Source organism: Leisingera sp. M527, from assembly GCF_025141525.1.
In the GTDB taxonomy this organism is placed as follows: domain Bacteria; phylum Pseudomonadota; class Alphaproteobacteria; order Rhodobacterales; family Rhodobacteraceae; genus Leisingera.
This window is the reverse complement of record NZ_CP081037.1, coordinates 292,429-315,836: the sequence shown is the minus strand read 5'-3', so window position 1 is coordinate 315,836 and position 23,408 is coordinate 292,429. Positions and strand designations below refer to the sequence as shown.

Sequence of the window (23,408 nt, the reverse complement as noted above, 5' to 3'; positions counted from 1 at the left end):
CGATGAGCCTTCTTTCCGTTCGCGACCTGACCGTGAAATTCGCCATGCGCGACGAGACGGTCACTGCCCTCAACGGCATTTCCTTTGACCTGGCCAAGGGCGAACGCCTCGGCATTGTCGGCGAAAGCGGTGCGGGCAAGTCGATCACCGGGTTTTCGCTGATGAACCTGCTCAGCCGCCCCGGTTACATCGACAACGGCCAGATCCTGTTCGATGGCGAGGACGTCGTGCAGATGAACGACAAGCGCCTGCGCACCATGCGCGGCAACCGGATGGCGATGATCTTTCAGGACCCGATGGTGACGCTGAACCCTGTGCTGACCATCGGCCAGCAGATGGTTGAAACCCTGTTGGCGCACCGCAAGCTGAGCCGCGAGGAAGCGCGCCAGATTGCCATCGTCAAGCTGCGCGAGGTTTACATTCCGTCGCCGGAGGAACGGCTGGAGCAATACCCGCACGAGCTGTCGGGCGGCATGCGCCAGCGGATCATCATTGCGATTGCACTGCTGCTGGACCCGCAGCTGATCATCGCGGATGAACCGACAACGGCGCTGGATGTGACCATCCAGGCCGATATCATGGAGCTGCTGCTGGAACTGTGCCAGTCGAACCAGGTGGGGCTGATCCTGATCACACATGATCTGGGCGTGGTCAGCCAGATGACCGAGCGCACGCTGGTCATGTATGCCGGCCGCATCATCGAGGCGGGGCGCACGCGGGAAATCATCAATGATCCACAGCACCCCTATACTCAGGGGCTGATCAACGCGCTGCCGCAGCAGACTGTGCCAGGCCAGCGGCTGAAGCAGATCCCCGGCAACATGCCGGGGCTTGCCAATGCACCCGCGGGCTGTGCCTTTAATCCGCGTTGTAAATACGCCACCGACCTGTGCCGCAGCCGGATGCCGGACATCGTGCAATACGGCGATGTCGCGGTGGCCTGCCACGAGGTGCAGCGCCTGCACAGCGACGAAGACCGTAAGGAGGCACGGGCATGAAAGACGCAAAGACTGACCGCCCGCTGCTGCAGATCAAGAACCTTGAAAAGCGGTTCGATCTGGATCAGGGTTTCCTTGAGACGCTGAAGTTCAAACAGGGCAAGATCGTGCGCGAAAGCCGTGCGGTCCATGCGGTGAACAATGTCTCGCTGGAGGTGGGCCGCGGCGAGGCGCTGTGTGTGGTTGGCGAGTCGGGCTGCGGTAAATCCACTGTGGCGCGGCTGGTGGCGGGGTTGCTGACCCCCACCGCAGGCGAAATCCACTATGATGGCCAGCGCATTGACGATCTGTCGCGCGGCGCCATGCAGCCCCTGCGCAAGAAGATCCAGATGATCTTCCAGAACCCCTATGCCTCGCTTAACCCGCGCATGACCATCCGTCAGGCGCTGGAAGAACCGGTGCGCCATCACAACCCCAATGCTTCGGCAGCCGAGGTGCGCGACAAGGTGACCGAGGTGATGCTGTCGGTGGGCGTCGATCCCAGCTGGGCCAAGCGCTATCCGCATGAATTCTCCGGTGGCCAGCGCCAGCGGATCGCGATTGCCCGCGCGCTGACGGTGGATCCGGAATTCATCATCGCCGATGAACCGATCAGCGCGCTGGACGTGTCGATCCAGGCGCAGGTGCTGAACCTGATGCTGGAAGCCAAGGAAAGCCGCGGCCTTACCTATCTGTTCATCACCCACGACCTGAGCGTGGTGGAGCACTTCGGCACCCGTGTTGCGGTTCTGTACCTTGGCTCGGTTTGCGAAGTTGCGGACACGGCAACGCTGTTCTCCAACCCCAAACACCCCTATACTCGGGCCTTGCTGTCCGCAGTACCGCAGCTGAAGGATGACCGGCCGAACCATATCCGCCTCAAAGGCGAGATCCCGACGCCGATCAATCTGCCGCAAGGCTGTCCCTTCCAAAGCCGCTGCGCCTTTGCGGACGCACGATGCAAGAGTGAACAGCCAAAAGCCATTCACCAGCCCGATGGCAGCACAGTCGCCTGCCATGCTGTCGAAGAAGACAGGCTGGATGCGGTGGCCGCCGGTTAAGACGGGACACCCAGTTGGACATCATCTGGCTTAAGGATTTCGAGGCTTTGGTCGCGTGCAAGAATTTCTCGCGCGCGGCCGAGGAACGCAATGTCAGCCAGCCGGCCTTCTCCCGCCGCATCCGGGCGCTGGAGAATGAGATCGGCGTGCGGCTGATCAACCGCGAAACCCTGCCGCTGACCCTGACCCCGGCGGGCGAGGTGTTCCTGTCCCAGTCCCGCATCATGCTGCGCACCTACGAGGAAACTATCGAACGCTGCCAAACGATTGATGCGGCGGGCGAAAATGTGATCCGCTTTGCCGCCTCGCAGTCGCTTTACATGACGCATTACAAGACGCTGATCGCGCCCCTGGCCAGCGAGGGCGGGGTGGATACCGACCTAAATTCCACCTCCTGGGCCGCCGACCAGTTCGTCAGCGCGCTGCAGCAGGGCTATTGCGATGTGATCCTGACCTACTGGCATCCGTCGATGGATTTCCTTGGACCCCTGGAGGTCGCCAACTTCGAGCATCTGACCCTGTCCACCGACCGTTATGTGCCGGTTTCCCGCACAACCCCTGACGGCGTGCCGGAATTTTCCTTTCCCAAGGGCGGCAAGGACGCGGTGCCGCTGTTGTCTTATGGCGCGGTCTCGGCGCTGCGCTCGGTTCAGGAATTTGCGCTGGCGCAGCTGTTGCCCGGCCAGAAAGTCTTTGTCGTCAACCAGAACGCGCTGGCAAACAGCGTCAAGGCGATGATCCAGGAGGGGTTCGGCATGGGCTGGCTGCCCCTCAGCCTGTGCCGTGAGGAAATCAAGCAGGGGCGCTTTGCGGTGGTGGACGACCGGCTGGCGACAGATCTGGAAATCCGCCTGTACCGCGATCCGCGCAGCACCAAGCCGACGTTGGATGTTCTGTGGAAAAAGCTGCAGATGTCGGCGCTGGAAACGGTTTGATCCTCATTTCCCGGAAGCATTAAGCACCGCTTCAATACAACAAGACGCCCTAAGGCGCCTTGTTATATTGGCCGGAGCGAGAGAGTTTGAACCTCCGGCCCCTGCCTCCCGAAACCAATGCCCAGGGCAAAAGTGAGCGTCCCCACTTGAGTGGTCCAAATTGAAAGTTAGTGCATCAACGACTTCGGTTGAGTTCAGCTCGCGCTTGACCCGGGCAGCAAGACATTCCCGGCTGTATTCTGTATATGGGACCGCGTTTGAGGCTGGCGGCTGAAGCAGACGATGATCACGAAGTTCCGGTGCGGCATTGCAGGTGGGGGGGCCACCGGGAGCGCAGCGTTACCCCTTCTAATGCGTCTCGGTGTTCGCGAAACTGTCATGTTCGAGAAAGATCGCGTCGAAGATACAAATCTCAACAAGCTGCACGGTGCGCGATACGACGATGTGTCAGCCAAAGAACCAAAGGCCGAAATTCATGCGCGCACTGTAGCGAAAGCCGGTCTCGGCATGTCATTGGTGAACCTCGATACTTGGACTGGTGAGTCCAGCACCTGGGACGCATTGGAAGCACGCGATGTCATTTTTAATTGCACGGATGATCACGCCGGGCGGCTGTTGTTGAACCGCTTTGCCCGTTTTTACGGGATTGCTGTTATCGATGTCTGGCTTGCTTTTAAGTGCCGTGATGATCAGTAGAGGTGGTCGCGCTTTTTTGACTAGTTTGCAGCCCGTTTAAGGTGGATCAGGGTTTCGCATCAGGCTGCCATTCTCATGGTTTCTATTTTGCTTTCACAGGCCTCATCCGGGGGGCAAGATGCCATGGGTCGAATGCCGGCGTTCGGCGTTGTAACAGGCCATCCGTGTACTGATCCCGGCACAGAAGCCAGCCTCCATGCTGGAGAGCCGCCAGGCCAGAACCTTGCGGCTGACCCAGCCCATGACCGCTACCAGATACGAGAAAGCCCCGGCGCATCCACTGCCCGGCAGGCGATTGCAAAGCAATCTGCCGAGAGGGGGATACAGCTGATACCGGCGCACCAGACCTGGCTGGGGCGGCTGATGGCCAGCGCCTTCAAAAGCTACGGCCAGATCTTGTGCTGCGGGTGCTTCCTGCTGGTCTTCGGCGTCTGACAGACCGGAGCAAGGCGCATGAGCCGCATCAGGTGGCGCGCACGGTGACGGCCGCATTATTGGCCCTGCCGCTGCAAATAGCGGGCCATCTGGCGGGAGCCGTACCACGGCGCCTCAGGAAACTGCCTGCCGGGCAGCGGATGATTGCCATGAACCGCAGGTTCCCGGCGCTCTCGCCCTTGGACGTGCAATACAGGTTCGAACGGGCCGGCGACAGCATCTGACACTGACGGCGAACGCTGATCTTCGGATGATCCTTTTCAATGCACATCCGCCTGCGATCCTTGCTTAACGATCCCAGGCGCGTTTCAAAAAACCGCGTTCAGCCACAGGCTGTCCGGTCTTGAAATGCAGCTTGCCGATCTCAGCCCCGTTGGATTTGGCCGCAGCGCCGGCCCTCTTGGAAAAGGCCGGGGCCATGTTCTTGATCGCCGCCCGTTTCCAGCCGCTGGTCATGTTCGGATGCGCGCCGGACGTCTTCGATAACTCTGCCAGTGTCCTCTCCTCGCGGATCGCCGCAAGCGCAACTTGGGCTTTGAATGCGGGAGAAGGGTTCTTGCGTTTCGTCATTTTGGATCGTCACTTTCATCATGCGATCCATGTTGGCAACTGGTCTGAATTCCCGCGACCACCTCTAGTTGGGCCGGTCGCGCCTAGCCGGGCGATCTGGAGCCCGTGGATGCTGCAGCGCATTCGAGGTCAGCAGAGAGCCCAATGTATGTACCGGCTGCTGTTCGCAAGTGATCAATCGCATGTCTTCTGGAAGCCGCTGATATGCATCTGGCCTTTGTATCGGCTTCATTGTTTGCCGTGGCCCTGTTGGGAGTGCGCACGCGCCGCTGTCTCATTACTTGCCAGATCATTGATGACCATTTGGGCTCTCAGACTTTGGGTGCGTCTTATTTCCGTTACATGCAGTTAAGGTTAACGAACGTTGTTTGCGGCATTGGCCTGATCAGACCGCAGCCGCTATCTCTTGTCCTTTCCAATCAAAGTCTTTGCCGGAGCTGAGGACGCTCCAGGCGATCCGGGCGAGCTTGTTGGCCAGTGCCGCACCAAGTTTGTTGTGCTGCATCCGCATTGACGCTGCTTCCAGCCACGGACCAAAGCTGAACTTGTGCCAGTTCTTGGGGCGCATCATGATGACCTGTGCGGCCTGCACAAAGAGCATGCGCAGATGACGACTGCCCCGTTTTGTGTTGCTCCCCAATATCGTGCGCCCGCCGGTGCTGCTTTGCCTCGGGACCAATCCGAGCCAGGCTGCAAAGTCGCGTCCCCGGTCATAGGCCTCGCCCTCGCCAACGGCAGCAGCCATCGCCGTTGAGATCAACGGGCCAAATACCTGGGATCGTCATAAGCCGCTGGCAACCCGGCTCAGTTTCGCTGACCTCCATGATTTCAGCCGTGGTCACTCGATCCGTTTGTCCAGCCAGATCCAGCCCTGCCGGAGGCCTAAGATCAGTTTGCGCATGCGCAGGGACATCTCGCCGCTGCGATTGCCGAGGATGGCTTCAAGCGAGTTGCGCAAGGCAGACACGCTGCGCCGGACGGTGATATCCTGTTCGATCAGAAAGGCCCGGATCTGGTTCATCGCGGCCGTCCGCCGCGACACAAGGCGAGACCGGACGCGATGCAGAGCTTGCAGGTCAAGCTGGTCCTGCGTCTTCTCAGAAACCGCCTTAAGATTGCGGCGCAATGCGGCCTCTGCAATCGCCTCGGCATCGTTGCAGTCGTTCTTTTGACCCTTGTTGAAAGGCTTCACATAAATCGCGGGAACAATCCGCGGCTCAAACCCCAACCCCCGAAGTGTCCTGCTCACAAAATATGCGCTCAGACAGGCTTCCATTCCAACGATACAGCGTGGCAATTGCTCAAAGGCCGCCACAAGAGCCAGCCGTTTGATCTTCTTGCGGAGAACAAGCTGCCCATCGTGATCGAAACCAACCAGATGAAACACGTCCTTACCGATATCGATGCCGACAGACATCGGCTCATCAAAATCATTCTTCGCCATACTACTTCTCCATGTGCAGAAATAGGCCAAACTTAACCTGCTGGGTGAAGCAGCCGGTACATCCCATTATTTGTACCTTAGATTTTTCTGCTGCGCGCGATCGCAGCACGAAAATCGCCGCAAACGCATCTTTTCAGCGCCGCTACGCGGCGTGAAAACCAGCCGTTCAAGCATGCTGCAGCGAGATCTGTCACCCGAACTCCCAGGTTACGGGACGGAGCCGTCATTCGCTGCAGGCGCAGCCAGAACAGTCTTGCGCGCCCGCTTCACGCAGATTGCATTGAAAAAGTCTTCCTCGATCTGCCTGCAGGTAATTGATGCAATTCCTGCATAGGGCGGGGGATTTGGCGATGATGGGGCAGCGACAAGAGGCACAAGGCGCGTTGTTTTACGGGTTCGCCCTGGAAGATCATGTGCCCGGGGATCACCTGCTGCGCGCAATTGATCCATTTGTTGATCTGACCAGCATCCGCTCACGTCTTTCGGAGCACTACAGCCATACAGGCCGCGCACCCATCGATCCCAAGTTGATGATCCGGATGCTGATCGTAGGCTATTGCTTTGGCATCCGGTCAGAGAGGCGGCTTTGTGATGAGGTGCATCTGAACCTGGCTTGCCACTGGTTTTGCCGCCTGGATCTGAGCGATCGTGTGCCCGACCATTCCACCTTTTCCAAGAACTGCCATGGTCGTTTCCGCAACAGTGATCTGCCCCGTCATCTGATCGAGGATGTGGTGGCGCGATGTGTCGCTGAAGGGCTTGTCGGCGGTGAAGCATTTGGGGCGGATGCATCGCTCGTCAAGGCAGATGCCAGCCGCTACTGCAAGGTTGATTTTAAGGAATAACTGCCCCGGATGCGGTTGCCCGAGTAACCCAAGAATGTCCTGATACACTCGATGACAGTACTTTTGGCGCGGCAACGCCAGTGAAGCCCAATGCGATCTCGCCATCAGATCCCGCTTCACGTTACACCAGCGCAAACGGCGACTGACCCTTTTTTACATACAGCACAATCTATCTGGTCGACTTGGATCATGCGGTCATCGTCGATGTTGAGGCCACGGTGCCCATCCGCCAGGCAGAAGTAAGTTCCGTACGCCAGATGCTGGAGCGCAGGCGGGAGCGCTTCGATCTGTTGCCTGAACGGCTGGCTGCGGATAGGGCCTAAGGCACCGCCGGGATGCCCGGCTGGCTGGTCGAGGAACAAAGTATCGAGCCGCAAATTCCCGTTTTAGATAAACCCGCCCGCAAGGATGGAGATTTCTCAGACACTGAGTTCATCTATGATCCAGACACAGATGCCTATCAATGCCCCGGCGGCCGTGAACTGCGTCTCTACTGATGCAACATCCCGCAAGACAGGCCAAAATTCGACAAGGATAGGGTCAAACGTTATCAGGCCCGAAAACAGGACTGTGCCGCTTGCCCGCCAAGGCCCAAATGCACACCCTGCCGGATTGTTCGAAAGATCTCTCTATCCAAGCACAAAAGAGCCCGACAGAAGGCCCGTGAAATCGCCGCGACCGTTGCCTATGTCGCGTCGAACCGGAAGCGGAAACGAAACCTTCCAGGCCCACCTTTGATGCGGTTCAGTTCTCGCAAGAAGCGATGAATTGTTTAAGCTTTGCCTGGAGTTGGAAGATGGCGGTCCCGCACGATTGCATGGGCGGTGAATTCGGCCAGTTCGCCGCGCCAGATTTGGCGGTCAAAGCAGAACGGCCGGCCAGCCGCATCATAGATCACCTGTTCCAGCTCGATCCCTGCATTATAGGTCGGCAACCCGAGCAATCCTGCCTCCTCCTCATTCAATGCGCGCATTCGGATGGAAATGTCGCCGGAATGAGGCGGCATACCGTATTCCCGCTCCATGAGCAGCGTTGTTGATTGCTGCAGGTCGTGGCTGAAAAGATCCGGAAACAAATGCGCGACGGCAAATTCCTCTTCTACAAAGGCAGGATGCCCTTTGAGCAGAAACAGCCGTGTGTACTTGTAAAGGGTGTCGCCCTCGGCCACTGCAAGCTTGGCCGCCAGGGCGGCGTCGGCTTGGGTCAGCTGTTTAGAGATCAGTTCGATCTTAAGGCCAAGTTCGCCGCTTTCTGCATGGGCAAAGAAGCTGACCGTCTTGCTGATGTCATAGGTCAGCCGCTGCGGAGAGACGAACCGGCCGCGGCGCCCGGAACTGTAGGCGAGACCTTCCTGTTCAACCGCTAAAAGTGCGCGGCGGGCGGTCATCCTGCTGATGCCGAACTGCTCGCCGATGGCTCTTTCAGAGGGCAGCGCGCTATGCTCGGGCAGCTTTCCCCTGCGGATCTGATCTCGCAGGTGGTCGATAACCTTCTGAAAGGCAGGCATTTTCTTTTCCGAGGTCAGATCATTTGCGCCCATGTGTCCAGTTCCCACAACTTTTCGTTTGGTATATACCAGATCATTGGTATATACCAGCAAGCGAGAGTTTCATCTCCTGACTGCATGGAGTGCCCATGGAATGCAAGGCGATGGAGCAGGGGGAAGGGCTGACGCCCGTTTTTTCTAGAGGCAGGTTTATGAACGTGGTGCCGGATATTCAGACACTGGAGTTCACAGCGGACGGCGGTCTGGGCGCAAGGGCGCGGATCGGACTGATCGTGCTGCAATCCGATCAGACGCTTGAGCATGAGTTTGCCACGCTGCTGCGGCGCAAGGATGTTGCTGTCTATCACGCGCGGATCCCGAACGAGATGGAAGTCACCTGTGGCACGCTGCGCAAGATGGAGGCCGATCTTCCGGCTGCGGCTGAGCTGCTGCCGCCGGCGTTTGAATTCGGCGCAATTGGGTATTGCTGCACATCAGGCGCTACGATGATTGGCGAAGCACGGGTGGACAGCATACTGAGCAAAGCGCATCCGAAGGCAAAAATCACCAATCCGCTGACGGCCTGCAAGGCCGCGCTTCAAGCCCTGAAGGTGAAAAAGATCGCACTGATCACCCCCTACGCCCCCGAGGTGACCACTGAAATGCGGGACAATCTGGCTGCGGCAGGGTTTGAGGTGAATGCGATTGGAACCTTCGACCAATCGGATGATTTCAAGGTCGCCCGGATTTCCTCGGACAGCATTCTGGCTGCGGTCAAGGAAGTCGGCCGGCGCGATGATTGCGATGGCGTATTTGTGTCCTGCACCAGCCTGCGGGCGCTGCCCATTATCGCCGAAGCCGAAGAAGCCCTGGGCAAGCCGGTTCTGTCCAGCAATCAAGTCACCGCCTGGCACCTTGCCCGGCTGGCAGGGCTGCGCGACAGCGTCGCCGGTGCGGGCATGCTTTTTCACACCCAATTGAAGCCTCAGGATTAAGATGATGACGGATGTGCATCCCGCCGCCGAACGCGGCTTCTCTACCAGCGAATTCGAACAGCGGACCGCGGCAGCCCAGAAGATCATGGCGGGCCTCGGGCTGGATACGCTGCTGCTGACTACCGAGCCGGAAGTGCGCTATTTCACTGGGTTCGATACGATTTTCTGGCTCAGCCCGACACGGCCCTGGTTTGTGGTGATCCCGGCCAGCGGCGCACCCATTGCGGTGATCCCGGAAATCGGCGGTCCCAGCATGTCGCTGACCTGGGTTTCCGATATCCGCACCTGGCTGGCACCGCAGCCGGAAGATGACGGCATTTCCCTGCTGGCCGATACCCTGCGCGAGGTGATGCCCGGCGGCGGCACCCTGGGTGTTCCGATGGGGCATGAAACCCATGTGCGGATGCCGGCCGCCGACTTTCAGAAACTGCAGAGCAGGCTGGACGGCATTTCCATGGCCGACGGCACCGAAGTGGTGCGTAGCCTGCGGATGGTGAAATCCCCCTCTGAAATCGCCAAGATCGCACGCATCTGCAGTATTGCCTCCTCGGCCTTTGAAGATCTGCCGAACCATATCCGGGCAGGCGATACCGAACGCCAGGCCTTTGCCAAGTTCAAGATCGATCTGCTCCAGCAAGGCGCCGATGACGTGCCGTATTTGGTCGGCAGCTCCGGTCCCGGCGGGTTTGCGGACGTGATCAACCGGCCCACCGACCGGGTGATCGCAGACGGCGACATGCTGCTGCTGGATACCGGTTCCCTTTGGGGTGGCTACAGCTGCGACTTTGACCGGAATTATGCCTTTGGCCATGCCTCGGACGCGGCCAAATCCGCCTATGATCTGGCTTGGCGCGCAACCGAGGCCGGCCTGCAGGCGGCGCGCCCCGGCATCACCACCGCGGATCTGTGGGGCGCGATGGCCAAGGTGCTGGAGGCGGGCGGCTGCAGCGGCCATCAGATCGGCCGGATGGGCCACGGGCTGGGGATGCAGGTGACCGAATGGCCCTCGCTGATGCCCGGCGACACCACCGTGATCGAGGCCGGCATGGTGCTGACGCTTGAGCCCGGTTTCGCCTTTGGCGGCAACAAGATGATGCTGCACGAGGAAAATATTGTCATCCATGAGGATGGCGCCGAACTGCTGTCGCGCCGTGCTGCGCGCGAGCTTCCGATCATCACATAAGCCACAGGTTTCACCAGAATGACCAAACAACTCCCGTCCCACGCGCAGGTTGTCATCATCGGCGGCGGCATTCACGGCTGCTCGGTGGCCTATCACCTGGCCAAACAGGGGCTGACCGACGTTGTGCTGCTGGAGCGCAAGCAGCTGACCAGCGGCACCACCTGGCATGCCGCCGGCCTTGTGGGGCAGCTGCAGGGCAGCCACGCCACCACCGCCTTTGCCAAATACGGTATTGAGCTGCTGGAGGAAATCGAGGCGGAAACCGGTCAGAACCCAGGCTACCGGCGGTCGGGCTCGATCTCGGTTGCGGTGAACGATGAACGGATGGCCGAGCTGAAGCGCAAGGCGGATTTTGCGGCGCTGTTCGGGATCGAGGCGCAGTATCTGGAAACCGCCGAAATCCAGGAACGCTGGCCGCTGATGAACCCCGACGGCGTGCTGGGCGGTATCTATATGCCCAGCGACGGCTCTGCCAACCCGGTGGATCTGACCACGGCGCTGGCCAAGGGTGCGCGGATGCGCGGTGCCAAGATCTTTGAGAACATCAAAGTCGAAGAAGTTCTGACCCGTGACAGCAAGGCCGTTGGCGTTCGCACCGATCAGGGCACCATCAGCGCCGATTACGTGGTGAACTGCGGCGGCATGTGGGCGCGGGAATTGGGCCGCCAGAACGGTGTTGGCGTGCCGCTGCACGCCTGTGAACACTACTATCTGGTGACCGAGGCGATTGATAACCTGCCCAGCGACCTGCCGGTCCTGCGCTCCTACTGTGACGGCACCTATTGGAAGGAAGACGCCGGCAAGCTGCTGTTCGGCTTTGCCCATTTCCAGGCCAATCCCTGGGGCATGAAAGGCATTTCCGAGGACTTCGAATTCGACAGCCTGCCGTTTGTCGAGGACGATGTGATGGAGGTTCTGGAACTGGCGATGAACCGGGTGCCGCTGCTGCAGGAAACCGGTATCCGCACCTTCTTTAACGGGCCGGAAAGCTATTCTTATGACGGCCGTTTCATCCTGGGGCAGGCACCGGACATCTCGAACTATTTTGTTCTGGGCGGGGTGAACTCCACCGGGATCCAGTCGGGTTCCGGCGCCGGTCGGGCCTTGGCGCAATGGATCATCGACGGGCATCCGCCGATCGACCTCAGCGAAATGGACCCCAAGCGCTGCGAGGAGTTTCAGGCGCGCGATCCCTATCTGCAGGAACGCTGCCCGGAAACGCTGGTGCTGACCTATGCGATGCATTGGCCGAACCGCCAGCGCGAGACCGTCCGCAACCTGCGCCGCACGCCGTTCCATCACCCGATGAAGGCCCGCGGCGCCTGTTTCACCGAGGCCCAGGGCTGGGAACGCCCCGGCTGGTTCGCGCCCGAAGGGGTTGAGCCGAAGTACGAATACAGCTTTGGCCGCCAGAACTGGTTCCCGCATGTGCAGGAGGAACAGAAGGCCGCGCGTGAAGCTGTTGCGATGATCGACTACACCATGCTGGGCAAGCTGATGGTCGAGGGCCGCGACGCCGAAAGCTTCCTGCAGCGGGTCTGCACCAACAACATGGCAATGGCCAATGGCCGGGTTGCCTATACGCTTATGCTGAACGAACGCGGCGGTATCGAAAGCGATGTCACGGTTGCGCGTCATGGCGGCGACAGCTTTATGGTGATGAGCTCAATCTCGCACACCCGGCGCGACTATCTGCATCTGCGCGACCTGATCCAGCCGGGCGAGGATGTGCGCCTGCGCGATGCGACAACCGCCTATGGCGTGCTGGGGATCATGGGACCGAAGAGCCGCGAACTGCTGCAGGCCGTCAGCGATGCAGACGTGTCGCACGAAGCGTTCCCGTTCAACAATCTGCAGCATTTCCACATTGGCCACGCGTCGGTGTTTGCGCAGCGTCTGTCCTATTCCGGCGAGTTGGGCTGGGAAATCTTCGTCACTCCGGATTTCGCTGAGCATGTGTTTGAAGTTCTGATGCAGGCCGGTGAACAGTTCGGTCTCCGCCTGATCGGCGGCGAGGCGCTGAATGCGCTGCGGCTGGAAAAGGGCTTTGTCCACTGGGGCCACGATATGGCCTATACCGAAGCACCGCATCAGATGGGCATGGAATTTGTCTGCAAGGCCAAGAAGCCCATCCCGTTTATCGGCCGCGACGCCTATCTGGCGCGCAAGGCGGAAAACAAGGGGCCGTTCCTGTGCTCGGTCAAACTGCGCGATCCCGGACCGCTGCTGCATCACAACGAACCTGTTCTGCGGGACGGCAAGATTGCGGGCAATGTGACCGCCGGCGCCTGGGGCCAAACGGTCGGGGCGGCTGTCGGCCTGTGCCTGCTGAACCTGCCGGACGGCGAAACAGACAAGGCAGCGGTGGAGAACGGCCAATTCACGGTCCTGGTGGAGGGCAAAAGCATCGAGGCCGATGTCAGCCTGACCCCGTTCTATGACCCGCAAAGCAAACGGATGCTGTCCGGCACCTGAGGGCGCCCGGCACCAAGGAGGAGTTCACGGTCCTGATGCACATCCCCGGTGTCCCGCTCTCATCACCGGCTAAAGCTCAGGACCGTGGCAATGGAGACGCCGCCCCAGCCAAACAGCAGGCGCGGGTTCCATATCGAAGACAGGTTAAATTCTGGGAGGAAACCATGACTTACAAACTACTCAACACTCTGGGCGCAGCGGCAGTTGCAACCGTGGTCAGCTCGATTGCGGCGTTGGCCGGGCCGATTGATGACCGGATTGCTGCGGGTGAGCCGCTCCGCATCGGCTTCTCCAATATCCCAATCTGGGGCTACCCGGACGAGAACGGCGACGCCAAGGGGTTTGTGAACGAGATTGCCGTCGGCATCCTGGAAAAGATGGGTCACGACAACGTCGAGGCCACCGTCACCGACTGGGGCGGTCTGATCCCTGGCTTGCAGGCGAACCGCTATGACATGATCACCGGCGGTCTTTATATCCTCAACAGCCGCTGCGAGAACATTGCCTTCTCCGAGCCGATTGCACAATCCGGTGACGCCTTCATCGTTCCGGCCGGCAATCCCAAGGGGATCCAGACCTATCAGGATATCCTGTCCGCCGAAGCGGTGCTGGCTGCCGGATCCGGCTACAACACCGTGGAGGCCGCCAAGAAGGAAGGACTGACCGACGCGATGATCATGCAGGTGCCAGGGCCCACTGAAATGCTCGCAGCCGTTAAGGCCGGCCGCGCGGATGCTGCCGGCATGACCTATTTCGAAGCCGCGCATCTGGCCGATAGCGACGAGGCCGTCGATGTGACCGATCCCAGCGCGCTGCCGGAATGGACGCTGAACTGGGTCGGCGTTGGCTTCCGTGATGCGGATAGTGATTTCCTGGCCGAGTTCAACAAAGCGCTGGCAGGCTACATCGGTTCCGAGGAGATGATGCAGACCGTCGCTAAGTACGGCTACACCGAAAGCACCCTGCCCGGTGACAAGACCACCGAATGGACCTGCGCGAACCGCTGATCCGGCTGTGCGGCGGCGCCTTGGGTGCCGCCGCCTGAAATTCTCCTCGTGCAATACGGATTACTGATGGGTTTTTACGAATTCCTGGTCCAGTACTGGCCGCGGCTCCTGTCTGGGACGGGCGTTACTTTGGTACAGTTCCTGCTTGCTGCAGCAATTGGCATCGCGATCTCGCTCTGCATGGGCCTGATGAAGCTTTCGCAGAACCGGTTGCTGCATGGTGCAGCTGTCACCTATATCGAAATCTTCCGCGGCACCTCGCTTGTGGTCCAGCTCTACTGGATCTTCTTTGTCCTGCCGTTGTTCGGCCTGACGATTGAAAAATTCACTGCCGGTTATCTGGCGGTGGGCATGAACATCGGCGCTTACGGGGCGGAACTGGTGCGCGGCGGCATCCTGTCGGTACCTAAGGGCCAGTGGGAGGCGGCGCTTGCCATTAACATGAGCCCGGCGCAGCGGATGCGGCGGATTATCCTGCCGCAGGCGCTTGTCAGCATGCTGCCGCCCTGGGGCAACCTGATGATCGAGCTGTTGAAAGGCACCGCGCTGGTCTCGCTGATCTCGGTTGCCGATCTTATGTTCGAATCCCGCCAGATCAACGCCTCGACCTTCCTGTCGGCGCAAGTCTTTGGCGCGGCACTGGTCATCTATTACGTCCTGGCCCGCTTTTTCGTGACGCCGTTCATGCGCTGGCTGGAACGCCACATGGCGCGCAAGATGGGGAGGGCGTAAGCCATGTTTGACTGGCAATGGGATTTCACCTGGGAGATTCTGCCCCGCCTGATCACTGCCACCGGCAACACGCTGGTTGCGGCCCTCGCGGGCTATGCGATTGCGGTAGTGCTGGGCATGGCCCTGGCACTGGCGCAGCGGACCCCCTCCAAAGCAGTGACCTTTGCGGTGCGGGAATTCGTCGAGTTCATCCGCTCCACCCCGCTGATCCTGCAGATCTTCTTTGTGTTCTATGTAGGACCGCAGTTCGACATCCGGCTCAGCCCGTGGATGTCCGGCATGATCGCCATCGGCCTGCATTATGCCTGCTACCTGTCTGAGGTCTTCCGCGGCGGTATTGAAAGCGTGCCGAAAGGCCAGTGGGAGGCGGCAATCGCGCTCAACATGTCCACCGCGCAGAAGTACCGCCGGGTAATTATTCCGCAGGCCATCCCGCCCGCTCTGTCGGGCATGGGCAACTACCTGGTCGGCATTTTCAAGGACACGCCGATGCTGTCGGTGATCGGGGTTGCCGAGCTTATCCACACCGCCAATGCCATCGGCTCGGAAAACTACCGCTTTCTGGAGCCTTACACGATGGTCGGCATCATCTTTCTGGCAATCTCCCTGCCGGCAGCGGGCCTGATCCGGCTGTTCGAAGGGTATGTGCGCCGCAAACTGGGACTGTAACGATGCTGGACAATACTGGCTTTCCGCTTGAAATCACCGGTGAAGACACGCCGATGGTGAGCTTTCGCAAGGTGAACAAATCCTATGGGGCGCTCACTGTGCTGGACGATCTCGATCTCGACGTCGCGGCAGGGGAAATGGTCTCGATCATCGGTCCCTCCGGCTCGGGCAAGACCACCGTGCTGCGGATGCTGATGACGCTTGAGCAGATCAACGGCGGGGTGATCTATGTGGACGGCAAGCCGCTGACGCATATGCCCAAGGGCGGCCAGCTGGTGCCTGCCAGCGAACGCCACCTGCGCAGCCGCCGCGCCGACATCGGCATGTGCTTTCAGCACTTCAACCTGTTCCCGCATATGACAGCGTTGGAAAACTGCATGGAAGGGCCGGTGCAGGTCCTGGGCCTGTCCAAGGCCGAGGCATGTGATCGTTCAGAAGAATTGCTGGAACTGGTCGGCATGATCTCCAAGAAGGATCAGCATCCCTCGCGCCTGTCGGGCGGCCAGCAGCAGCGGGTGGCGATTGCCCGCGCACTGGCGATGCGGCCCAAAGTGATGCTGTTCGACGAGGTCACCTCGGCCCTGGACCCGGAGGTGATCGGCGAGGTGACCAACGTGATCCGCCAGCTGGTATCGGAGCATAACCTGACCATGCTGATGGTGACTCACCAGATGGGCTTTGCCCGCGATATCTCGGACCGGGTATGCTTCTTTTATGGCGGCAAGATCGAGGAGCAGGGTCCGCCCGCGCAACTGTTTGGCAACCCGCAGCGGGAGCGGACACAGCAATTCCTGAGCGCGGTGCGGGAAGCGGTCTGAAGACCAGAGCGGGTTTCCCGAGCAACTGGTTAAGGCAGCGGGTCTGCCCGGCGAGCAGACCTTTGATCTTGGCAAATGCAGCGTGGCACTTGTGCGGCTGGTCTGGTGAAGCTGCACTGCCGCGGCCAAAGGTGAGGTGAACGATAGCTCGGGGCCGGCCAGGTTTCGAAGGGCGCCGGCAGCTCGAAACTTTGCAGCGGCAGCTTCCTGCGCAAAACGGATGTAGGAAGATACTCAAGCAAAGCTTGCAAGGATGGCGGCTGGCAACGTAGCCACAAGTTATTGAACTTGAATGAAACAGTGTCCAAATCCTGCTCCCGCAACCAACGTTTCCAACCAAGCCTCCGCAAAATGCGGGGGCTTTTTCGATTACGGCTGCCCCAAAGCCATCAGCCCTGCCAATTCCCCAACAAGTTCAAGCTGATGCCCGCCTGGCGCAGTACCGTCCGGAACCATCCGCACCTCCGAAATCAGCGCCTGCAGCGACGCCGTCGCCTCCCGCCGCACTTCTGGCGCGTTCAGGGCGCCGGCAAGATCTTCGATCAACACCCGGCACCGCGCCGGCAGCCTCGGATGCAGCCGCAGGGCTGAGGGTTCCGGGGTGTCCGCGATGACCGCCTCCAGGCGGACCTTCTCTCCCTCCAGCTCAGACATCTTGGGCGCGAAAGAGTTGTGCCGCACGCAATGCTTCTGCAATGCGACCTTCTACAAGTGGCGATCGAAGTATGGCGGACTGCAATGGTAGGCTAATGGGCTTCAGCGGCTCGCCCGTGCGCCTGAAGATAGTCTTTAGCCCCTGGCGCGGTGCGGCCAATTCAGGAACGCCGCCTTCCCGCCGTCCAAATCACCGGAATTCGACAGCACATAATAGGCGCCCTCCTCCCGGTCGGGCCAGAGATCCTGCAGATCGCCGCATTCGATGTCATCCTGCACCCAGTCGCAAACGGTATAGGCAACCGCCTCTCCGCGTTTAAGGGCCTCGATAATCAAATTCCCCGGCATTTCGGACCGGCGTGCGGGGCTATGGCCGGCGGCACCATGCCGGTTGAACCAATCCTGAGCATCTGACGTGCCGGCTTCTTGCAGCCAATTGAGCTGAGCAAGCGCCGGTAAAACCCCCAGGAAACGCGCCGCTTACCCGTGCTGGGGCGACCATCGTTTAGAAGGAACTCCCATGACCAGCTACGAAGCAGTCCTAAACCAGATCGACGTCGTTCCAGCGGGCACGATCGGAGATGACCGAGCCATAACTTGGTTGACTGATGCGAAGGTGGTCGGGATCGCTCGGAATAGTCGCGGTCACTTAGAACTGTTCCTTGCAGGCGACGAGTTAAGGCCCCGGACCGGCACAGTGAAGACTGCGATGCGCTACCACTCCTGGCACCGTGACAGCCTGCCTCCGCTGAACGCCAACCGCATTTGCTTACCCTCGCTGGGGCATTTCGACCAGGTCGGTGCATTTATTGCCGCTGAACTGCTGCGCGAGAAGGCTGACGTTAATTTGGAGCGCGCCTTTGCCGTCTCCGAACCGCTGATCGAACTCGCCATTAATCGTATGGAGATCTCCGAAAACGCGATCCTCGGTCTCGTCGGGGAACTGCTCCTACTCGACGCTCTTTGCCGCCGCGCGGCCGATCCTCAGGTCGGGCCAATCGTTCAGGCTTGGGATGGCTGGCGCCGCTCGGCAAGGGACTTCACATGGGAAGGCACGGGCGTAGAGATAAAAACCACTACTCGCGCCACCTCAAGTCACGCCATCCATGGCGTCCACCAAATCGAACCTACCCCTGCCAGTGATGACGACACAGGGGAAGCGCGCCTGCTCCTCGTAAGCATCGGTCTGTGCCAAGCAGATCTCAATGCGCCTGCTTTGTCGATCCCTTCCTTGGTGGAGAGCATTCTTGAGCGTCTCAACGCCACCGGGGCGAGCGGCTTGGTCGACGAGTTCCTAAAGCGCGTGTCTGTGTACGGCGCGGAGTCGGGCGTTGGATACGAGCATGCCACGATGGTCAACGAGACACCGTTCACGACTACATTTAGCATGACCTTTGTTCGCGGGTACGACATGACAGACTCGGCCGTCCAGATCCTGCGGCGCGATGACCTCATCATCCATCAGCATGTGGATGCCCAGTCGGTCACCTTCCGCGTGGAACTTCCCGCGGCGATCAGTTTGGACAACCCCATTGTAGGTGCCCGACGCGTCGTGGACGCGATCCTGAGACTGGACAGGTAGGGACAGTTGACTTCCGCGCAAAACTGACCTCCAAAGGATTGGTTGGCCTTGGCTTGAATGGCCAGCATGCGCGCGGCTATGTATGTCCGTTTCAGGGAAGTTGAACCGTAGCTAATCGCGAAACGGCCAATGGCCGGAGAGGGCCGAGAAAGTCATTCACGTCCTCGCGCCAATAGATCCGGCTTAGATCATGGGGCATCGCCAACAGGGCCACGTTGGCATTTCTAAGTTTCATCGAAAGTGCACCTTGCGGGCGCTGCGTGATCTCAGCGAGCTCGCCCAAGGAAATGAAGCTCTTCTGAAACTGCGTCAGACTATCAGCGGTGACAACAGTCGCCCCCCGGCGGTAGAGCTCTGAGGTTTCCACACCGCACAGCATTCCATTCTGGATCAAATACCCTGCTGTTTTGACCGTCACTTTTAACTGCCGGGCGGCGTCACCGACGGAAAGGCGGCTCTCTCCCGACGCCCTAGCGTTATCGGCACCATATACGCTACTTTCAGCTTTTTCATACGAACTTTGCCCGGCTCGAAAGAACTTCTTCTCGCGCTCGTAGGCGTCGAACATTTGCTGAGTTACAAAATTCATCGGTGCGATACTGCCGCCATCGTCACGCGTTGCGAGACCTCGGCAAATCAGGTCTTCGGCATTGCGCTTAGCGAACCCATTCAGCGAAACCGACTTCTGTGGGTTCGAAGAAGCTGTTCCTTCCGAAGGCACGCCCAGCACCAGCACTCCTTTTCTGACGGAGAAATTGCCGAAGACGTGTCGCCGCACAACGTCACGAAGGGGCTCGAACTCATCGCCGAGGCTCCGGCTTTTCAGCCACACAATCCAGGGGCCAAAGAGTCGACCGAAGAACCTGCTGTCCGCGCCGTCCTCGCGAGCCAAAGCAGCAAGACAGTCGGAAAGAGCTGCAGGACCGTCTTTCAGTACGTGGTAGCCCAAGACACCATAGCTCCTCCAGTCTGGCTCGCTGTGCCCCGCCAGCGCAGCATCTGGCCCCTTTGCAATACGCAGGCCCAGCACCTCGCATGCGCGAGACGCCACGTTGAGTTCAAGACGGTCGATCCATCGGTCTCCCCGCCCGCTCAGGATGCGGTTCGTGAGGTACGCCTCGAAAGGGCTGGAATTTGCCTGGACCACCGGCTGATCCAAAATCCAACCGTGGTGTTTTTGCAGCTGCGCCGCGAAGTCTCTGGCGTCCTTGTTGAATTTCTCGGCTGGAAGGCATGCGAGCATGCTGCTGTGTTTAGGGCAGCTCCTGATAGACGAGAATTTCCACTGGAGGCGACGCGGCACACGCCAGGACTCTGCTGCTGACGACATTTCGGTCCGTATGCACTCCGGGCAGACGCGGATGCGCGAGCGCTGAAAGCTCTGAAGAGAGGCAAATTCATCCCGAAGCCGAAAATGGCCCTTACCGAGGTGGCGGATAGAAACCCGCTCCAGTGCGGTCACGTCACACCCTGCCAGCTAAGCCAATTGCTTGATTGCTACCTTCTCTCCACGAAAGAGCGGGTCGATCGGAAAGGCAATGTCGCCGCAAAACCTCTGCATCGAAATGGCGCCGTTCCTGGCCGCAAGCCGCGACAGCAAGGAAGATGCCGGCTCGCACGTGGCGTGCGGCACCGTCAGCGGTAACTGCGGGAAGTTCGTTCCGGGAGTGGCAGGTAAGCTTTTGACCAAGCGAGGCTTCCGGGATCAGACAAGGGCTGGTTTGGCTGGATCTTACGATCACCAGCTCGACTGAGCAACGTCGCTATGATTTCTGGAAATTGCGCCGCCTGGGTCAGCTATCTGTCACAAAAGTCGGTTTTGCTTGGCATCTGACAAAGGGATTAATGGCGGACCGAGGAGGATTCGAACCCCCGACCCCTTGATTCGTAGTCAAGTACTCTATCCAGCTGAGCTATCGGTCCACTGCGACGGGGTGTAATCATAGCTATGGAGAGTCGCAACCCCAAAACTCAAAATTAGTTTCCTCCGGCCGGCATATTCCCGTCAGCCTGCTTGCCACGGTCAAATCGTGCCGTCGCCCTTGGGCAGGCAGATCTCGAAAACGGTGCCGTCCGGGCTGGTTTCCTTCAGCACGACCGATCCGCCATGGCCGCGGGCCAGCTCGCCCGCGATGGCCAATCCCAGCCCGGTGCCGCCCTTGCGGGCACCGCCCTGGAACGGGGTGAACAGATTGTCCTGCGCTTTTTTCGGCAAACCGGGGCCGGTGTCGGAAACGGTGATATACCAGGCGTCTTCTACCTCATACGCGCCGACCGTGATCCTGCCCGGTTTCCCGGTGGCGGTGATCGCCTGACGGGCGTTGCGCACCAGATTCATAACAATGCGGAACAGCTGTTCAGAATCGGCGCGCAGCATCATCGGTTTGGGCACTGCATTGACGATCCCGACCAATGCGCTGTCCGCAGCCAGCAGCTCGCTTTCGGCAATATCCGCTGTGATTTCATGCAGGCAGACCACAGCAAAGGTGGGCGACGGCTCCTCGGCGCGCCCGAACGCCAGAGTTCCCTCGCACAGGGAAACCGCACGGGTGATCGAATTCACCAGCTTCGGCGCCAGCCGGCGCACCAGGGGATCCTCGCTCATCTCGATGCGGTCGGTGAACAGCTGCGCCGAGGTCAGGATGTTGCGCAGATCATGGCTCACCTTGGCCACCGCACCGCCCAGCTGGGCCAGTCGCTCGCGCTGCTTCAGCGCGTGGGTCAGCTCAGTCTGCAGCTGCATCAGCGCCTCTTCTGCCTCGCGCAGCTCCACCACGCTGGAACTCGGGTGGATGATGCCGCGCGCATCCTCAGGCGCCGCCGCATAGCGCTGCATATAGCCGACGACGCTTTTGATCGGCTTCACCAGCACAATCCGCACCGCAACAAACAGCAACAGCGCCGTAAAAACCGAAATCACCGCCGACAGAACCAGGATCCGCACCCCGTAATCGATCATCGCCATGCGCAATGGCGCGGTTTCCATGGTGACTTCGATCAATATTCCCGCATCGCGCACCGGCGCGCCGATCACCCGGATAACCTCGTTTTCCGGCCGGGACAGCCGCAGCACCGCATCCCGGATCAGGGTCATTGCCCCAGCCATCCGCAAATCATAGGTGCCAGTGATCTGCTGCGGAATCGGCGAGGCCAGCATCAGCTGGCGGATCTCGTCGCGGCGCAGCACGACGTTATAGACACCTGCGTTCTCCAAAAGCTCCGCTTCCAGTTCCGTCGCCAGCATGTCATCAGCCAGCAGCGCCAGCGACGCGATCTGTGCCCGCTGCAACCGGTCGGCCAGAAAATCCTCGCGGAACCGCGCAATCGAGGGCACAAAGATCAGGATCTCGGCCAGCATCACAAAGACAGTTGTCAGGATCAGAAATCTGCCCGAAAGCGTGTTGAGCATCCCGCCGCCCTTACCTCAAGGAATCCAGCGCTGCACCACGCGCACAGCGCGTTTGACAAAACCGCTCTCAAACAGCCGCGGGGTGAAATAGGCCCCGGCAACCCGTTTGTTAATCTCGCTGATGGAGGGGTAAGGCGCAACCATGGCTGCAATCTGGCTCATTTTCAAACGGTTGGCCAGCGCCATCGACCACAGGGTGATCAATTCTCCCGCCTGATGGCCTGCGATGGTGGCGCCCACGGGACGGCCCTTGAAAACCATCACCTTGATGAAGCCTTTGGTCCTGCGTTCGGCAATAGCGCGGTCGTTGTGGCTGTAGTCGAACCGTGCCACCTTCAGTTTGACACCGTAGATATCGCGGGCCTGCGCCTCGGTCAGGCCGACCTGTGCCAGTTCCGGGTCGGTATAGGTGGCCCAGGGGATGTGGCCGGACTTGGCCTTCGACGGCAGGCCGAACAGGGCCGAGCGGATGATAATGCCCGCGTGATAGCCCGCCACATGGGTGAACTGCAGCCCGCCGGCCACGTCGCCGATGGCATAGACACGTCTGTTGGTGGTCAAGAGGCTCTCATCGACCTTGATGCCGTTGCCTTTGGTTTCAATCCCGGCGGCAGCGAGGTTCAGCCGCTCCATATTGGCCTTGCGCCCCACCGCCATCAGCAGGTGGCTGCCCTTGAACAGGCTGCCGTCCCTGGTCTCCACCTCAACCGCACCGGCCTGCCCGCCGATACGCGAGACCATGGCGCCCTCGGCGATCTCCACGCCTTCTGCGCGCAAGCTGTCCAGCACCAGCGCTGCGGCCTCTGGATCATCCTTGCCCAGCGCCTTCAGCCCTTCGATCACAGTGACCTTGCAGCCTAGCCGGATATGCGCCTGCGCCATCTCCATGCCGATCGGGCCGCCGCCGATGATCAGCAAGTGCTCGGGCTTCTCGCGCAGTTCAAACAGGGTCTCGTTGGTCTCGTAAGGCACCTTGTCCAACCCTGGGATCGGCGGCACCAGCGGCGAAGACCCCGTGGCGATCACCACCCGCCGCGCAATGATCCTGTGCGGGCCTGCTTCGACTTCTGTTGGCGAAACAAAACGGCCGAACTCGCGGATCACCCGCACGCCGAGGCCCTCGAACCGTTCCTGGCTGTCGACCGGGGCGATGGTATCAATCACCGCCTGCACATGATCTTTGGCCGCGGCGTAGTCGGGCCACGGGTGCTGATCCGGCACACCAAAGGCTTGGGTATGCGCCTGAGCATGCGCCGCCTTACCGCTGGCCAGCAGCGCCTTGGAGGGCACACAGCCGTAGTTCAGGCAGTCGCCGCCCATCTTGTGGCCTTCCAGCAGTACAACAGACGCCCCCATCTGGCTGGCACCGGCAGCCGCCGACAGCCCGCCCGACCCGGCGCCGATAATCAGGAGATCACATTCAATGCGGCTCATG

21 protein-coding genes, 1 tRNA gene and 2 pseudogenes are annotated in these 23,408 nt (G+C 60.1%); 15 read left to right on the top strand and 9 right to left on the bottom strand.

All coding sequences use genetic code 11. The features are described 5' to 3' along the window. Positions 1 to 2 precede the first annotated feature (2 nt). The 4 genes from K3555_RS01660 to K3555_RS01645 all read left to right on the top strand — a co-directional run bounded on the left by K3555_RS01660 (position 3) and on the right by K3555_RS01645 (position 3,669). Complete coding sequence (locus tag K3555_RS01660) at positions 3 to 998, top strand: ABC transporter ATP-binding protein (RefSeq protein ID WP_259989449.1); 996 nt, start codon at positions 3 to 5, stop codon at positions 996 to 998. Then, positions 995 to 2,038 (top strand): ABC transporter ATP-binding protein, encoded by a 1,044-nt coding sequence (locus tag K3555_RS01655; protein WP_260007137.1) that lies wholly within the window; start codon positions 995 to 997, stop codon positions 2,036 to 2,038. Before K3555_RS01660 ends, K3555_RS01655 begins: the two co-directional genes overlap by 4 nt. Positions 2,039 to 2,052: 14 nt before the next feature. Next, positions 2,053 to 2,973: a LysR family transcriptional regulator gene (locus tag K3555_RS01650; protein WP_260007136.1), complete on the top strand. Its 921-nt coding sequence runs from the start codon at positions 2,053 to 2,055 to the stop codon at positions 2,971 to 2,973. Positions 2,974 to 3,255: 282 nt separating this feature from the next. Then, positions 3,256 to 3,669 carry a ThiF family adenylyltransferase gene (locus tag K3555_RS01645; protein ID WP_260007135.1) on the top strand — a complete coding sequence of 138 codons (414 nt, stop codon included), beginning with the start codon at positions 3,256 to 3,258 and terminating at the stop codon, positions 3,667 to 3,669. 723 nt (positions 3,670 to 4,392) lie between these two features. Here the strand turns inward: K3555_RS01645 and K3555_RS01640 are convergent. Further along, a complete protein-coding gene (locus tag K3555_RS01640) occupies positions 4,393 to 4,674 on the bottom strand; it encodes a hypothetical protein (protein WP_260007134.1) in 282 nt (93 codons plus the stop codon). A gap of 338 nt (positions 4,675 to 5,012) precedes the next feature. After that, positions 5,013 to 6,118, bottom strand: a pseudogene (locus tag K3555_RS01635) (IS110 family transposase). 350 nt (positions 6,119 to 6,468) lie between these two features. Between K3555_RS01635 and K3555_RS01630 the strand changes: the two are divergent. Beyond that, a pseudogene (locus K3555_RS01630) lies at positions 6,469 to 6,867 on the top strand (transposase); the annotation flags it as partial. A gap of 431 nt (positions 6,868 to 7,298) precedes the next feature. After that, positions 7,299 to 7,460 (top strand): hypothetical protein, encoded by a 162-nt coding sequence (locus tag K3555_RS01625; RefSeq protein WP_260007133.1) that lies wholly within the window; start codon positions 7,299 to 7,301, stop codon positions 7,458 to 7,460. Positions 7,461 to 7,735: 275 nt separating this feature from the next. Here K3555_RS01625 and K3555_RS01620 read toward each other — a convergent pair whose 3' ends face one another. Then, positions 7,736 to 8,503: a GntR family transcriptional regulator gene (locus K3555_RS01620; RefSeq protein ID WP_260007132.1), complete on the bottom strand. Its 768-nt coding sequence runs from the start codon at positions 8,501 to 8,503 to the stop codon at positions 7,736 to 7,738. 95 nt (positions 8,504 to 8,598) lie between these two features. Here K3555_RS01620 and K3555_RS01615 point away from each other — a divergent pair, with 95 nt between their 5' ends. The 7 genes from K3555_RS01615 (at position 8,599) to ehuA (ending at position 16,328) form a co-directional block, all read left to right on the top strand. Then, positions 8,599 to 9,444, top strand: a complete 846-nt coding sequence (locus K3555_RS01615) for an Asp/Glu racemase (RefSeq protein WP_260007131.1) — start codon at positions 8,599 to 8,601, stop codon at positions 9,442 to 9,444. Position 9,445: 1 nt separating this feature from the next. Further along, a complete protein-coding gene (locus tag K3555_RS01610) occupies positions 9,446 to 10,627 on the top strand; it encodes a M24 family metallopeptidase (protein WP_409201668.1) in 1,182 nt (393 codons plus the stop codon). An 18-nt stretch (positions 10,628 to 10,645) separates the two neighbouring features. Next, positions 10,646 to 13,102 (top strand): FAD-dependent oxidoreductase, encoded by a 2,457-nt coding sequence (locus K3555_RS01605; RefSeq protein ID WP_260007129.1) that lies wholly within the window; start codon positions 10,646 to 10,648, stop codon positions 13,100 to 13,102. A 164-nt stretch (positions 13,103 to 13,266) separates the two neighbouring features. Continuing rightward, a complete protein-coding gene (locus K3555_RS01600) occupies positions 13,267 to 14,109 on the top strand; it encodes a transporter substrate-binding domain-containing protein (RefSeq protein ID WP_259989427.1) in 843 nt (280 codons plus the stop codon). A gap of 129 nt (positions 14,110 to 14,238) precedes the next feature. After that, positions 14,239 to 14,841 carry an ectoine/hydroxyectoine ABC transporter permease subunit EhuC gene (ehuC, locus tag K3555_RS01595; protein WP_260007128.1) on the top strand — a complete coding sequence of 201 codons (603 nt, stop codon included), beginning with the start codon at positions 14,239 to 14,241 and terminating at the stop codon, positions 14,839 to 14,841. Positions 14,842 to 14,844: 3 nt separating this feature from the next. Next, positions 14,845 to 15,510 (top strand): ectoine/hydroxyectoine ABC transporter permease subunit EhuD, encoded by a 666-nt coding sequence (ehuD, locus tag K3555_RS01590; protein ID WP_260007127.1) that lies wholly within the window; start codon positions 14,845 to 14,847, stop codon positions 15,508 to 15,510. A 2-nt stretch (positions 15,511 to 15,512) separates the two neighbouring features. After that, positions 15,513 to 16,328 carry an ectoine/hydroxyectoine ABC transporter ATP-binding protein EhuA gene (ehuA, locus tag K3555_RS01585; RefSeq protein ID WP_311200013.1) on the top strand — a complete coding sequence of 272 codons (816 nt, stop codon included), beginning with the start codon at positions 15,513 to 15,515 and terminating at the stop codon, positions 16,326 to 16,328. Positions 16,329 to 16,697: 369 nt separating this feature from the next. Here the strand turns inward: ehuA and K3555_RS01580 are convergent, their stop codons facing one another. Both K3555_RS01580 and K3555_RS01575 read right to left on the bottom strand, forming a co-directional pair. After that, positions 16,698 to 17,009 carry a hypothetical protein gene (locus K3555_RS01580; RefSeq protein ID WP_260007126.1) on the bottom strand — a complete coding sequence of 104 codons (312 nt, stop codon included), beginning with the start codon at positions 17,007 to 17,009 and terminating at the stop codon, positions 16,698 to 16,700. 108 nt (positions 17,010 to 17,117) lie between these two features. Next, complete coding sequence (locus K3555_RS01575) at positions 17,118 to 17,330, bottom strand: hypothetical protein (RefSeq protein ID WP_260007125.1); 213 nt, start codon at positions 17,328 to 17,330, stop codon at positions 17,118 to 17,120. Between the two features lie 172 nt (positions 17,331 to 17,502). Between K3555_RS01575 and K3555_RS01570 the strand changes: the two genes are divergently transcribed. After that, positions 17,503 to 18,564 carry a PD-(D/E)XK motif protein gene (locus tag K3555_RS01570; protein ID WP_260007124.1) on the top strand — a complete coding sequence of 354 codons (1,062 nt, stop codon included), beginning with the start codon at positions 17,503 to 17,505 and terminating at the stop codon, positions 18,562 to 18,564. Between the two features lie 91 nt (positions 18,565 to 18,655). On the opposite strand, the gene K3555_RS01565 is transcribed toward K3555_RS01570, so the two are convergent. Then, positions 18,656 to 20,026 (bottom strand): TniQ family protein, encoded by a 1,371-nt coding sequence (locus K3555_RS01565; protein ID WP_260007123.1) that lies wholly within the window; start codon positions 20,024 to 20,026, stop codon positions 18,656 to 18,658. 76 nt (positions 20,027 to 20,102) lie between these two features. On the opposite strand from K3555_RS01565, the gene K3555_RS01560 reads away from it, so the two are divergent. Further along, positions 20,103 to 20,318 (top strand): hypothetical protein, encoded by a 216-nt coding sequence (locus K3555_RS01560; RefSeq protein WP_260007122.1) that lies wholly within the window; start codon positions 20,103 to 20,105, stop codon positions 20,316 to 20,318. Between the two features lie 92 nt (positions 20,319 to 20,410). Here the strand turns inward: K3555_RS01560 and K3555_RS01555 are convergent. From K3555_RS01555 to K3555_RS01545, 3 genes are all read right to left on the bottom strand, one after another. After that, positions 20,411 to 20,487, bottom strand: a tRNA-Arg gene (locus tag K3555_RS01555). Positions 20,488 to 20,587: 100 nt separating this feature from the next. Continuing rightward, positions 20,588 to 21,973: a HAMP domain-containing sensor histidine kinase gene (locus K3555_RS01550; protein ID WP_260007121.1), complete on the bottom strand. Its 1,386-nt coding sequence runs from the start codon at positions 21,971 to 21,973 to the stop codon at positions 20,588 to 20,590. 15 nt (positions 21,974 to 21,988) lie between these two features. Continuing rightward, entirely contained in the window at positions 21,989 to 23,407 is a 1,419-nt protein-coding gene (locus K3555_RS01545; protein ID WP_260007120.1) for an NAD(P)/FAD-dependent oxidoreductase, read from the bottom strand. Position 23,408 lies beyond the last annotated feature (1 nt).